This window comes from Akkermansia sp. UBA7090, assembly GCF_002493465.1.
In the GTDB taxonomy this organism is placed as follows: domain Bacteria; phylum Verrucomicrobiota; class Verrucomicrobiia; order Verrucomicrobiales; family Akkermansiaceae; genus Akkermansia; species Akkermansia muciniphila_A.
On sequence record NZ_DKYW01000002.1, the window covers coordinates 34,743 to 47,641 of the forward strand.

At 57.5% G+C, this 12,899-nt stretch carries 12 protein-coding genes; 6 read left to right on the forward strand and 6 right to left on the reverse strand.

Going from position 1 to position 12,899, the window contains the following annotated elements:
• Window positions 1–117: 117 nt before the first annotated feature.
• Together B3075_RS00360 and B3075_RS00365 are read right to left on the reverse strand one after the other, a co-directional pair.
• Window positions 118–1,842, reverse strand: coding sequence for a phosphoethanolamine transferase (locus B3075_RS00360; RefSeq protein WP_290488149.1), 1,725 nt, complete (start codon window positions 1,840–1,842; stop codon window positions 118–120).
• Window positions 1,843–2,066: 224 nt separating this feature from the next.
• Entirely contained in the window at window positions 2,067–2,615 is a 549-nt protein-coding gene (locus B3075_RS00365) for a rubrerythrin family protein (RefSeq protein WP_290488150.1), read from the reverse strand.
• A gap of 150 nt (window positions 2,616–2,765) precedes the next feature.
• Here B3075_RS00365 and B3075_RS00370 point away from each other — a divergent pair, with 150 nt between their 5' ends.
• A complete protein-coding gene (locus B3075_RS00370) occupies window positions 2,766–3,320 on the forward strand; it encodes a hypothetical protein (RefSeq protein ID WP_290491987.1) in 555 nt (184 codons plus the stop codon).
• Between the two features lie 226 nt (window positions 3,321–3,546).
• Here B3075_RS00370 and B3075_RS00375 read toward each other — a convergent pair whose 3' ends face one another.
• Together B3075_RS00375 and B3075_RS00380 are read right to left on the reverse strand one after the other, a co-directional pair.
• The gene (locus tag B3075_RS00375) at window positions 3,547–4,674 is read right to left on the reverse strand and encodes a M42 family metallopeptidase (protein ID WP_290488152.1); all 1,128 of its coding nucleotides are present in this window, start codon (window positions 4,672–4,674) and stop codon (window positions 3,547–3,549) included.
• Between the two features lie 91 nt (window positions 4,675–4,765).
• Entirely contained in the window at window positions 4,766–6,322 is a 1,557-nt protein-coding gene (locus tag B3075_RS00380) for a beta-N-acetylhexosaminidase (RefSeq protein WP_290488153.1), read from the reverse strand.
• Window positions 6,323–6,544: 222 nt separating this feature from the next.
• On the opposite strand from B3075_RS00380, the gene B3075_RS00385 reads away from it, so the two are divergent.
• A complete protein-coding gene (locus B3075_RS00385; RefSeq protein WP_022197718.1) occupies window positions 6,545–7,735 on the forward strand; it encodes an MFS transporter in 1,191 nt (396 codons plus the stop codon).
• Window positions 7,736–7,743: 8 nt separating this feature from the next.
• Here B3075_RS00385 and B3075_RS00390 read toward each other — a convergent pair whose 3' ends face one another.
• Together B3075_RS00390 and mscL are read right to left on the reverse strand one after the other, a co-directional pair.
• Window positions 7,744–8,889 carry an alkaline phosphatase gene (locus B3075_RS00390; protein ID WP_290488154.1) on the reverse strand — a complete coding sequence of 382 codons (1,146 nt, stop codon included), beginning with the start codon at window positions 8,887–8,889 and terminating at the stop codon, window positions 7,744–7,746.
• Between the two features lie 89 nt (window positions 8,890–8,978).
• Window positions 8,979–9,392 (reverse strand): large conductance mechanosensitive channel protein MscL, encoded by a 414-nt coding sequence (gene mscL, locus B3075_RS00395; protein WP_012419919.1) that lies wholly within the window; start codon window positions 9,390–9,392, stop codon window positions 8,979–8,981.
• A 188-nt stretch (window positions 9,393–9,580) separates the two neighbouring features.
• Between mscL and B3075_RS00400 the strand changes: the two genes are divergently transcribed.
• The 4 genes from B3075_RS00400 (at window position 9,581) to B3075_RS00415 (ending at window position 12,830) form a co-directional block, all read left to right on the forward strand.
• Complete coding sequence (locus B3075_RS00400; RefSeq protein ID WP_290488155.1) at window positions 9,581–10,837, forward strand: aspartate aminotransferase family protein; 1,257 nt, start codon at window positions 9,581–9,583, stop codon at window positions 10,835–10,837.
• Window positions 10,838–10,864: 27 nt separating this feature from the next.
• Window positions 10,865–11,323 (forward strand): hypothetical protein, encoded by a 459-nt coding sequence (locus B3075_RS00405; RefSeq protein WP_094136526.1) that lies wholly within the window; start codon window positions 10,865–10,867, stop codon window positions 11,321–11,323.
• 123 nt (window positions 11,324–11,446) lie between these two features.
• Window positions 11,447–12,013, forward strand: a complete 567-nt coding sequence (gene efp, locus B3075_RS00410; protein WP_012419922.1) for an elongation factor P — start codon at window positions 11,447–11,449, stop codon at window positions 12,011–12,013.
• Window positions 12,014–12,176: 163 nt separating this feature from the next.
• Window positions 12,177–12,830 carry a GDSL-type esterase/lipase family protein gene (locus B3075_RS00415; protein ID WP_290488156.1) on the forward strand — a complete coding sequence of 218 codons (654 nt, stop codon included), beginning with the start codon at window positions 12,177–12,179 and terminating at the stop codon, window positions 12,828–12,830.
• The last annotated feature ends 69 nt before the right edge of the window (window positions 12,831–12,899 follow it).

Here is a 12,899-nt window from a genome sequence, read left to right on the forward strand (position 1 = left end):
GCTGCCGGCTGGGAAGCGGAGGCGCGCCGTGTGCGGGAGTGCCTCGGCCCTTCATTGCAAGTCCGGGTACGGTGGAAGCCTCCGCCTCCTGTTGTTTCTCGCGTGGCGGCCTCTTTTTTACGGATGCGGTTGCGGCGGTGCGGGAACGGGCAGCCATTCCGCCAGCGTTTCCGGCTGGAGGGGGACCGGAGTTTCCCGCGCGTCCGGAGAAGCCAGGTTCAGCTCGTTTCTGACGATTTCCGACCGGATGGAAGCCAGGGAAAGAAGGGTATGGAAGATGTGGTCGTGGGAGACGGCTTTCAGCCGGTTGGCTTTCAGGGCGCGCACCATGTCCGGATAGCGTGAGGCGAAAGCGTCCGAATACCAGATGAACATGGCAGGCCGGTAAACGGGCGGCAGAATATGGCCCTGGAACATTTTTCCTTCCTCGCCCAGCGCTACGCCGTGGTCGGAACAGTAAAAATAAATGGCGGGCCTGTTCTTCAACAGTGCAATCATGCGGTGAATGGAGGCATCCAGGTCCACGATGGAATTATCATAAGCATTGACGGTTTCTTCCAGATGGGCCTTGGGGTCGTCCATATTGCAGGATGCCGGGGTAAAACGTTCCGCCTGCGGGGGGTAGCTGAACGCCATATGGCTTCCGTTATTGTAAATGATGTAGAGCTGCCTGTCGAGGCCGTGGCGTTTCAGGGATTTCTCCATGACCAGGGAGGTGCGTTCCTGCATCATTCCGGGCGTCTGGTGCTGGGGCGGCGTCTGTTCCCGTCCGCGGCAGCTCCGTGTCAGGATGCCCAGGGAATAGTCATGAATGGAATCTCCGCTCAAATCCATGATGCGGACAGTATGGAACCCGTGTTTGTTGAACAGGTCAATGAAGGATGAGTGACCGGGGGCGCGGCGGCGCAGTTCCGCGTCCGTAAACATGCCGATGGCTGAAATTCTGGTCACAATGCCGAAGGAGGTGGCGTGGGGGAAGGAGACGACGTTGGACTCTCTGGAAAGCCGGGGCATCGTATTCCGGTGGTACCCGTTCAGGGGAAGATGGTCCGCCCGGACGCTTTCCCCCATGTGGAAAACCACGGCCAAGTCATCTGGGGCTTCGCAGCGGGAAAGGGGTTCCGCGCTGGACGGCAGATTCCGCAATGTGTTGAAACGCCCCGCATCCTGGGTGATGTATTCGTCCACCAGTTTGTACGTCATTGTGAAATCCACGAGAGGCCAGCCTTTTGCTTTGTCGGACGTATAATAAAGATAAAGGGGTTCCGAGCTGTAGGAGGCTGCCGGAATGCTCAGCAGCAGAAGGGCCCCGTACAGGCTCCAAATGCATGTCAGTGCGCCCCATGTGGCTTTTTGGCGCAGGGAACGGCGGCTCCAGTAGATGGCCAGGTAGATAAACCCGGTCAGAAGCAGTGTCCCTGCAATGGATGCGGGGGTACAGAAAGCACAGGCTTCCCGGAAATTGGTCTCCGCCATGCTGGAAAGCACGGAAAGGTTCAGGGTCAATCCGTACCGCATCTGCATCATGTACAGGCCCGCATTAAACAGGATAATGACCGGAAGAAGGACATAGGCGGTGAAGCGGTATTTCAGGCAGAAAAGAATGGTGCCGCAGAGCAGGGATGCGGAGCAGGCGATGCCCAGGCAGCTCATCAACAGGCTCTGGCCGTCGTTGAGCACATAGGGATTAGCCGCCAGAGCCGCCGCAAGTCCGGCCGCCCAAAGACATCGCATGCGGCGGGGAATGAACGCGGAGCGCAGAGCCTGGCAGATAACGGTCAACAGGCCGTATGTGGACGGATACCGTTCTGCGGAACCGGCGGATGCATGGGGAGGGATCATCGCAAAGAAGGGATAAAATTCTTCCTGCTTAAAGCGGGGAGATATTATAAGGGTTTCAAAATGAATCGCAAGCAGAATATGGGAGAAGCTTTTCCCGGAGTGCCCCGCCTCCGTAGAAAAGAGAAGTTTTCTTTCATGGACTGCTCTGGAAAAACAGAAAACCGCCCGGGATATTCCGGGCGGTTTTCAGGTGCCGTGGATGGTCCCCGGCATTCAAACGGAGTTTATCCGATGACAAGGAATTTTTCAGCCTTGGCGCCGCAGAGGGGGCATGCGTCCACGCCTTCCAGAGATCTGAAGGTATCTCCGCAAACCAGGCATATCCAGTATTGCCTGGGCAGGGAACTGGTGTCTCCGCTTTCCAGGGCTTTCAGGGCGACGGAATAAAAATCGGCATGTTCTTTTTCCGCTTCCGTGGCCCACGTGAAGGAGCGGACGGCGGCTTTCTGCCCTTCCTCTTCCGCCACAGCGATGAATTCCGGATACATGCTCTCGAATTCATGGGTTTCCCCGGCAATGGCGGCTTTCAGGTTTTCCGCGGTGGTCCCTACATGGATCTGGATATCGATGGGTTCCATGGTTGCCCCCAGCTTTTCCAGAACCTTGTTGTGGTTGGCGGCGTGGACGGATTCCGCCTTGGAGGCGGCTTCAAACAATTTCTGAATAAGGGGCTGCCCTTCCTGGGCGGCTTTGGCGGCATAGGCCGCGTAAGTGGCGGAGGCGGTGCTTTCGCCCGTAATGGCAGCTTTCAGGTTTTCTATGGTTTTAGTCATCGGAGGTGAATTTATAATAATTCTAAAAAGATGCAACTGAAAAAATCCTTCGCGGGAGGAAAAAATGCAAATCTTTCTGCGGCATCACGGGAAGCCGTTACACAATGATTCATTGACGCATGCATGGCGAGCCTGTACAACAGAAACGTTATGAAGAGCATTGTAACAATTAGTTCGGCATGTGCCCTGGCATTTGCAGGTATGGCTTCCGCCCAGGATGCCCCGGCTCCGGCGCCCGCGCCGGCCGCTGAAACCCCTGCCGCGCCCGCTGCGCCGGCTGCTGAAGTTTCCAAGGAAGCGAAGGAAGCCGCCGATCAGATGCTGGCGTTGATGAAGGAAATGTCCGCCACGCTCAGCACGGTGAAGGACAAGGCTACTGCAGACGCGGCTGCGGAAAAGATGGCGAAGATTAATGAAAAGGGAGAAGCCCTTTCCAAGAGCGCCCAGAAGGTCCAGGCTGAAATGGATGCCGCCATGCAGGCGCGCCAGGCCGAGCTTCTGCCCATTTTCATGGGCATGATGACCGACATGCAGCGTTTGCAGCAGGCCGACTTTTACGGAAGCCAGGCTCTGAAGGACGCCATGAAGCAGACCGGCGCTGCCGGTCCGGAAGAAGATGTGGAAGTGGAGGAAGAGGTGGAAGTGGAAGCAGTTCCGGCCCCCGCTCCCGCTCAGAAGGAAGCGTCTGCCCCCGCGGCCAAGTAACTTTCTTTTTCAGGATTGTTTCTCCTCCGGCATTGCAAGATGCCGGAGGATTTTTTTATGGCAGGGCCGGCTGAAAAGGCCACCGGAGGTATGACTCAGGCGCCTGCGGTATGACTGGCTGAATGGAGGGCCGTGCCCGGAACACCTGAAGGCGGTTGAAAACAGGCAGGCCGCCTCCGTTTCCGGGGCGGCCTGCCGGGTGATGATGGATTAATGGCCAGATTTGTTATTTGGCCTTTTTCTTCTTGGCGGCGGCTTTGGTAGCTTTGGCAGGTTTTTCCGCCGGGCATTCGTTGACGGAGTTCCAGGACCAGTCCCATTTGTCCACGTTCATGGCACAGGCAGTCAGGAGCGCTACGGAAGCGTCCAGGTCGTCCTTGTGAGCCATTTCAATAACCTGGTGCACATTGCGGGTGGGTACGGAAATAGCCCCGGCAATGGAGCCGCCCGGAACGAATTTCTGCATGGCGCCGGCATCCGTGCCTCCCGCCGGCAGCATTTCCGTCTGCCATTTAATTTTGTGGGCGTCTGCCATGGCCTTCATGAACTTGACCATGCGGCGGTCTGCAATGACGGAACCGTCATACAGCTTGATGGCGGCGCCTGCGCCCAGGTGGGAAACCTGGTCATGCGCCGGGGTTCCGGGAATGTCACAGGCGATGGTGACGTCCAGGGCAATGGAGAAATCCGGCTGGATGTCCAGCGTGCCGGCCTGCGCGCCCCTCAGGCCCACTTCTTCCTGAACGGTAAAGGCGGCCACGAAGTTGCAGGAAGGCTTTTTCTTGGAAGCTTTGATGGCGCGGAGGGCTTCAATCAGCACGTAGCACCCGGCGCGGTTGTCCAGGGATTTGACGTTCACGCAATCCCCCATTTCCACCAAATCCCGTTCGCGGGTAACGGAGTCGCCCACGGAAACGTATTTTTCCACTTCCTCCTTGCTCATGCCCAGATCAATGAAGAAGTCGGTCACTTCCGGCAGCTTGGTGCGTTCCGCCGGGGACATGACGTGGATGGGTTTCACGCCCATGACGCCGATGAGGTCTTTTTTGCCGTGGACGATGACGCGCTGGGCCGTCAGCGTCTTGGCGTCAAAGCCGCCCAGAGGCAGGAATTTGATAAACCCCTTGTCGTCAATGTGGCGGACCATAAACCCGATTTCATCCATGTGGGCGGCGGCCATCATGGTCTTTTCCGTGTTCTTGCCTTCCACGATGGCAATCACGCTGCCCATGTTGTCTACGCGCACGGCGTCCACCAGCGGGGCCACTTCCTGAATGATGAAATCGCGGATTTTGTCTTCAAACCCCGGAGCGCCCGGAGTCACGCAAACCTGACGAAGCAGTTCCAAATTCATAATGCCGTCAATGTAATGGTTTTCATGAAGGTTGGCTAGCCCATAATGCGGCCTTCGGAATGGAGACGCCGCAGGAGACCGTCCGCCGCGCTTAACGGCATTCCCGGGTAATGACGGCATCCGGCCGTGCGGGGGCTCCGTTATCCGGCCTTTTGTAGTTGACGTTATGGGCGTCCAGAAAAGGAAGCTGGCGGTCGAGGCGCTTACGGAAATCCTTCTCGTTTTTCTGATCCTTGGGGGTCCAGGCTACTTCCGCAAGCGCCAGGGCGCGGGGGAAGACGTGGTATTCCCATTTCGGCAGGTTAGGGATGTATTCCGCCCAGATGTTCGCCTGGCAGCCCAGCACCTGTTTTTCCCGTTCCCGGGGCGTTCCCTGCGGGACGGGGTCCAGCCCGTAAACGCGCTGCCAGGTCAGGTTGTCGTTATTGATGGTTTCATACTCCGGCGCTGAGGGTTTGCCGGGCCCCTGGTCATAGTCAAAGTACAAGTGGCTGTTGGGCGTCATCACCACGTCGTTGCCCTGTTCCAGAGCGTGCCGCGCGCTGTTCGGCATCCAGCTGCGCCAGACCATCATGGTGGCGGTGGGGGAGAGGCCTCCTTCCTGGATTTCATCCCAGCCGATGAGCCTTTTTCCGCGGCTGTTGATCATTTTTTCCACGCGGCGGATAAAGTAGCTCTGGAGTTCATGCTCGTTGGCCAGGCCGTTGTCCCTCATGACCTGCTGCGCCGTGGGGGACTGCTTCCACTGGTCCTTGGGGGCTTCATCCCCGCCGATGTGGATATAGGGGCTGTCCGGGAACAGGGCGCACACTTCGTCAATGACGTCTTCCAGAAAACGGAAGGTTTTTTCCGTGGGAGCGAAGGTGTAGGGATGCACGCCCCAGGTCTCCTGCACCTTGGGCGCATAGCCCGGAATGTCCGTGTTGCCCAGTTCCGGATACGCGGCAATGGCGGCGGAGGCGTGGCCCGGCATTTCCACCTCCGGAATGACGGTAATGCCGCGGTCTTTGGCGTACCGCACCACTTCCCGGATTTCTTCCGGAGTGTAATGGCCGGAGTAGGGCGCGCCGTCCGCCTTGTTGCGGTTGCCGATGACGGGGGACTGCGCCCGGGCGCCTCCCACGGTGGTCAGCCTGGGGTATTTGGAGACCGGGAGCCTCCATCCCTGGTCGTCCGTCAGGTGCCAGTGGAGGGTGTTGAATTTGTACCTTTCCATCAAATCCAGAATCTTTTTGATGTCCCGCACGGGCATCATGTGGCGGCAGCTGTCCATCATCAGGCCGCGCCATGAGAAGCGGGGCCGGTCCTCCACGTCCAGCCTGGGCAGGGCCGGATCTCCATTCCTGTCGGCAGCGACGCTTTGCACAAGGGATTGAAGGGCATACAAAGCGCCATTCACGGAACTGGAGGCAATGGAGATGGAATCCGGCGTTACGGCAAGGCGGTAGCCTTCCCTGCCCAGGGACGCGTCTTCCGTAAAGATGATGTCCGCTTTGTTTTTAACCAGCACTGTATTGATTCCATTATCGCGGAAAATCCGTTCCGCCTGCCTGGAAAGCGGATTTTCTTCCGGGAGCCTGACGCCGTTTTTCAGGGAAAAGCCGCTTTCTCCGGTTTGGGCGCGCAGGGCGGCGGGCCGGGGAATCATATGGGGCGTTTCGAGAACCGGAGCGGACGGGGCGCCCCAGCAAACAGAAAACAGGCTGACAACCGTGGCAGGAAAAATACACTTGGAAATCATAGCGTACGTAAATACGCGGCATTTTCCGGAAAAATTCCGTTTCGGGGTTATTTTTGCAAATGCAGAGAAAACCGGCATATGAAAATAGCGGTTGTTCCGCCCGGGCGCCTGTGAGAGTATTCCCGCGCTATGAATGAAGCCGCTTCCCCCCGCATCAGGAAGACGATGGTATTTGTGCTGCTGGCGCTTTTTCTGGGCCAGTTCGGAAGCGGTGTGTATGATCTCATTTTCAGCAATTTCCTGCGTGATGCCCAGCATCTTGACGTGGAGATGCGCGGACTGATTGAATTCCCCCGGGAATTGCCCGGCATCCTGTCTCTTTTTGTGGTCAGCCTGCTTTTCATGTTTAATGAGGTCCGCATGGCCGGGGTGGCGTGCCTGCTGATGTTCGGCGGCATGTACGCGCTGGCTTTCTGCGGCGCCGGAACCAGCCTGTGGACTTTGTCTGCGTGGATTTTGACGGTGAGCCTGGGTCAGCATATCCTGATGGGCATGATTGACACCATTGTCATCCATACGGCGAGGCCGGAAAACCGCAGCCTGCGGCTCGGCCAGATGAAGGCTCTGGGAACGGCCGCCGCGCTGCTGGGCGCGCTGTGCGTGTGGATCAAGTGGAAATTCAATCAATCTTTTGCCGTGGACTTTTTCGTCACGGGGGGCGTGTGCCTGTTGGCGTCCCTGTTCCTGAGCCGGGTGAAGACGCCCGTCTTCCCGCAGCGGCGCGGATGGAGGCAATGTTTCGTCTTCAAGCGCAGATATGCCGTTTATTATGGATTGGAAATTCTGCACGGCATCCGCAAGCAGCTTTATCTGACCTTCGGTTTCTGGCTGATGGTCAGCACGCTGGGCCAGTCTCCCGGATATATCGGAAAAACCCTGCTCATGGCCGGCGTCATCGGGCTGGTCACTCAACCCCTGATCGGCTGGAGCATCAAGCGCTACGGGGAACGGAAGGTGACGATTTTCGACAGCGTGGCGCTGTCCCTCCTGTGCCTGGCATACGCCTTCGCTCCGGAACTGCTGCCCCTGCATTGGGCCGTGGGGGTAGTGACCGCCTGCTTTGTCCTGGACAACCTGCTGTTTGCCCTGGGCATGGCCCGGAGCACCTACGTGGCCCGCATCTGCGAGAAGCCGGAGGACATTACGCCAAGCATTTACACAGGGCTGGCCATCAATCATGTGGCTTCTATCGCTTACGGCGTGCTGGGCGGCGTGATCTGGATGAATACGGGCGGCCCGCAAGCGGTGTTCCTGATAGGCGGTGCGGCTACCGTCGGGGCCGGGCTGGTGGCGCGGCGAATGGACAGGCCGCAGCCTTGACCGGGCGCCTAACGCTCGGGTTTGTCCGCACCTTTTTTAAGGGCGTTCATAATCTTGTTGAAGATATCCGTATTTTCATAAATGCCGGTGAAGTCGCCGCTTCCCGCGCCGAAGGCATACACCGGAACAGCCACGCCGTCATGACTGCCGGAACCGAACCGGCCCGTTATTTCCCCCTGTTCCCGGCTGCCGCCCGTGAGAGCGAACGCGCCCGTATTATGGTCCGCCGTGATGACGACCAGGGTGCCGGGGTGTTTGGAGGCCCAGTCAAGCACGGCTCCCGCAGTCCGGTCAAAATCAAGGAGCTCTTCCATCATTTCTTCCAGATTGTTGCTGTGGGCCGCCTTGTCAATGTTGGACCCTTCAATCATCAGGAAAAATCCGTTGGGATTCCGGGAAAGGGTATCCAGGGCTTTCACTGCGGCCTGGCGGAAAACGTCGCCCCGTTTGGAGGGAGGGGGAAGATTACCCGGAGCGGCGACAACCAGCGTTTTTCCGGAAGGCAAGGCGCCGGCTTCTTCCCAGGAGCGGGCGACACGGTAGCCCTGCGCCTGCATTTCCTGGAAAATATCCCTGCCGTCCGGCCTCTGCGTGAAGTATTTGCCGCCGCCTCCAAAGATGAAATCGGCTCGGGAACGGGGGTAATCCCCGATGATGCCGTAAGCATCCGATCTTTTTTCATTATTGGCGCAGAAAGATGCCGGGGTGGCGTCATTCAGCTCGCAGGTGGCGATGACGCCGGTGGATTTGCTCATGTCCGCAGCCTTGTCCACCAGGGAATCCAGCTTGTTGCCCCTGGGGCATACGGCGACCCGATGGTAAAGCGTCTTGGTGCCTGTCGCCATGGCGGTGCCCGCAGCGGCGGAGTCCGTGACCAGCTTGTCCGCGCACCATGTTTTGGAAATGCCCGTAACAGGACAGTTTTCAATAAACAGGCGGCCTCTGTTGGCCGCCCATGCCGCAGAAAGGTGATGAATGCCCATTCCGTCCCCAATCATCAGAATCACGTTGGTGACGGGAAGGCTGCGGTCAGGTTCCGGGATTTCCGTCACCGGATAGGGGCGTTCCAGAATGAAGCGCTGGTTTTCCGCCGCCGGAAGCAGGGACGGGGCAAGAAAGAGGGCAAAGGCTAAAAGGCGCAGCGGAGAAGTCATGCAATCACTTTCCCGTCTGCGGCGGAACAAGTAAAGAGGAAAAAACATGCCGGTCCCGCATGGAACCGGCATGAACCGTTCAAAAGAATTTATTTGGCGTCCGCCTGTTTTTGCAGGATGTCCCGGATCTGTTCCAGAAGGACGACGTCATCCGGCTTGGGAGCAGGGGCGGCCGGAGCTTCTTCGCTCTTGCGCCTCAGGGCTCCGATCAGCTTGATGGCTACAAAGACGGAGAAGGCGATGATGAGGAAGTCAATGGTCGCCTGGAGCAATTCACCGTATTTTAATTCCACATCGCCCAGTTTCAGCACCAGGTATGCCAGGTTGACCCCGGAAGTAAGGTAACCGATGATGGGGGTGATAATGCTGGAGACGAAGACGGAGACGATTTTATTGAATGCGCCGCCGATGACGACAGCCACCGCCAGGTCAATAACGTTCCCTTTAAGGGCGAATGCCTTGAATTCTTCCAGAAAGCCTTTGAGGTTGAAAAAATGAGCCATAGTGAATTATTACTGGTTGCGGTGATTATTCTGCCTTTAAAATGATAAAAGAAAAGAAAAATGAATGGTCGCCGGACAAAGATATGACCGTCTTCCGGGATAAAATGCGGGAATCATGACGTGGCTCTCAAAAAAATCATTTACAGACGGGGCCAGAAGCGCAAACTACGCCCATATTACCTTAACTTATGAACACAGAAGAAAAGCTCAACCAGTACGTACTCCATTCCTATGGCCGTTATCCCATGGCTGCCGTCCGCGGGGAAGGCTCCCGACTGTGGGACAGCACGGGGAAGTGCTATCTGGACTTCTGTGCCGGCATTGCGACCTGCGTGCTCGGGCACTGCCACCCTGCGGTGACGCAGGCCCTGCAGAAGCAGGCCGCCACCCTGGTACATTGCTCCAACCTGTACCAGATCCCCCAGCAGGCGGATCTGGCGGAATTCATCGTGACCAAATGCGTGGAGCGCCCGGGGAAAATCTTTTTCTCCAACAGCGGTGCGGAATCCAATGACGGTTTAATCAAAGTAGCGCGCCGTTACGGGCACCGCAAGCCCCAGCCGGACGGCAAGCCCCGTTATGAGGTGCTCACGTTCAACAAATCCTTCCACGGGAGGACGCTGGGCAGCATGTCCGCCACGGGGCAGGATAAAATCAAAATCGGCTTTGACCCCATGCTGCCGGGATTCCGCCATTTGCCTTTCAACGATCTGGAAACGGCCCGCGAAGCCATCAGGCCGGAAACGGTGGCCTTCATGCTGGAGACCGTCCAGGGAGAAGGAGGGGTCAACTGCGTGACCCCGGAATTTCTGCGCGGACTGGCGCAGTTGTGCAGGGAGCACGATCTTCTGCTGTTGATGGATGAAGTGCAGTGCGGCTTTGGCCGCTGCGGCGACATCATGGGATGGCGCGCCGTGGCTCCGGACGTGGAGCCGGACGGCGTTTCCTGGGCCAAGGCTCTCGGCGGCGGGTTCCCCATCGGCGGCTTCTGGATTTCCGACCGCGCCATTGACGGCCAGGGTACGGAGCTTTCCTCCATCATGGACCCCGGTTCCCATGGCTCCACATATGGAGGCAATCCGCTCGGCACTACGGTAGGCCTGGCCGTGCTGCGGGAGGTTGTTTCCCAGGGGCTCCCGGAGAGGGCGCGGCGCCTGGGCGCGGCAATTCGCAAGGAAATAGAATCCTGGAACCTGCCTGTTGTCCAGGGCGTGCGTGGGCTGGGCCTGCTGCTGGGCATTGGCCTGAACCCGGAAATGGTGGCCGCGCCGGAGGGCAAGACGATTGCCTCCGTAGTGGTGGAGGCCCTGCGGCAGGAAGGGCTGCTTTCCGTTCCCGCCGGGCCGGAAACCGTCCGTCTGCTGCCGCCGCTGAACGTAAGTGAAGAGGAAATCCAGCAGGCCCTGGCCATCATCAGGCGCGTGCTTAAAACGTACGCCAAATAGAACGCCGCCCATATTTGCTTTATTGTTATGAAGGAAGAAGCCATTAAAGCCCCCGGCAGCACGATAAAGCAATATTCCATCATGCTCCAGAACCGGGTGGGGGCCCTGACCGCCCTCCTCGGCCTGCTGGACATGCACGGCATTTTCTGCCTGGGATTCAGCATGCAGGACTGCCATGAGGCGACCATTGCGCGCCTGATTGTCAGCGATCCGGAACGGACGTCTGAAATTTTTCTGGAGAAGGGTATTTGCTATACGGAATCCGGGGTGCTGGTGGCGGTGCTCCGCCATGGCCCCGCAGACCTCAAAAAATGCCTGGATGCGCTGTACGCCGCGGAAATGAACGTCAACTTTCTCTATCCCCTGCTGCCTTGCGTGAGGCGCGGGTCGCTGGTGGCTCTTCACGTGGAGGATCTCAACTTCGGGCGCACCGTGCTGAATTCCAGCGGCATCAAAGTCCTGTTCCAGCAGGACCTCAGCCGGTAGGAATGGCCGTTTTCCCTTTCTTCCCCGCTTCCCTGTTCAGGAGCGTTTTCCCCAAGCGCCTCAAGGGGTTGCCCGTTTTTTTCGCCTTGACGGGAGGGGAAAACATGGTATGGTACGGGCCGCATGGCAAAAGTACCCGTAATCAATCTTCGCAAGGGACACGCGGTCAATTACAACAATGACGTTTGCGTTGTAGTCAGCATGGAGCACAAGTGCCCCCCCCGCATGGCTTCCTATGTGCAAATGAGCATCCGCAGCATTTCCACTAAAAAGGTATATAACCTTCGCCTGACTTCCAATGAATCCCTGGAAGGCGTCAACCTCGCCCGTGAGGAATATGAGTTCAGCTACATTGACGGCATGGGTTATCACTTCATGAATCCGGATACATACGAAGACATCACCGTGTCTCCGGAAATCGTGGAACCCGTCAAGGATTATCTGATGGAAGGCAATATCTACATCCTGCTTTTCACGGATGAAACGGTCGTTTCCGTGGAACTCCCCGCCGCCATCACCATGGAAGTGGCGGAAGCTCCTGAAGGCGTCAAGGGTGACAGCGCGAACAATGTTTACAAATCCGCCACGATGACCACCGGACTGGTGGTGCAGGTGCCCCTGTTCATCAAGCCCGGTGAAAAGATTTCCGTAAAGACGGAAGACGGTTCCTATCTGGGCCGCGTAAACTGATCCGTCCCTCTTTCCGTTATTTGAAGGGCCCCGTCCGGTTTGTCCGGATGGGGCTTTTTTCATGCCGGAATTCCGCAGGAAAAGACCAGCGGACGGCCCGGAGTGAAGGCTTTACTTTCAGAGGCGTTTCCAGTAAGCCATTTCCATCAGATTATTTTTCGCCATGAAAAATCTTATTGTTTTGTTGTGGATGGGGCTGCTGGCCGTTTTTCTGCCGGCGGACGGCTTTTCCGCTGTAAAGCTGGCCTGTCTGGGAGACAGCATTACTGCCGGGTTGGGAGTCAGGAAAGAAGAGTGCTGGGTGTCCCGTGCGGCGGAGGTTCTGGGCAAGAAGGCGGAGGTGGGCAACTTCGGCGTATCGGCCCGTTGTCTGCTGTTCAAGGGGGATCGCCCTATTACGCGGGAAAAGGCTTATCGGGATGCTTTGGCTTTCCAACCTGACATTTTATTGGTGGGGTTGGGCACCAATGACAGCAAAAAAGTGAATTGGAGCCACAAGGAAGATTTTGTAAGCAATTATAAGGAAGTCATCGCAGAATTCCGGAAGCGGAACCCCAGGCTGAAAGTGTACTGCCTGCTTCCTGTCCCTTCACAGGAAGCCAGGGCCGGGGGAATCAGCAGGGAATGCATTGAAAAGGAGGTTATTCCTCTTATCAGGCAGGCGGCGAAAAGCACCGGATCCAAAGTGATTGATCTCAACAAGGTGATGAAGGGCCGTGAAAGCCTGCTGGCGGATGGCGTGCATCCTAACGCAGAGGGCCATGCCCTTATGGCGGAACATGTTCTTCTGGTTCTCAAGGGGAAAGCTAAAGAATAACGGCTGGCTTCCCGTTCCCGAAGGATGGAAACCGAGGGATAGAGGCATCATGCCTGTGGGAGTATTTTT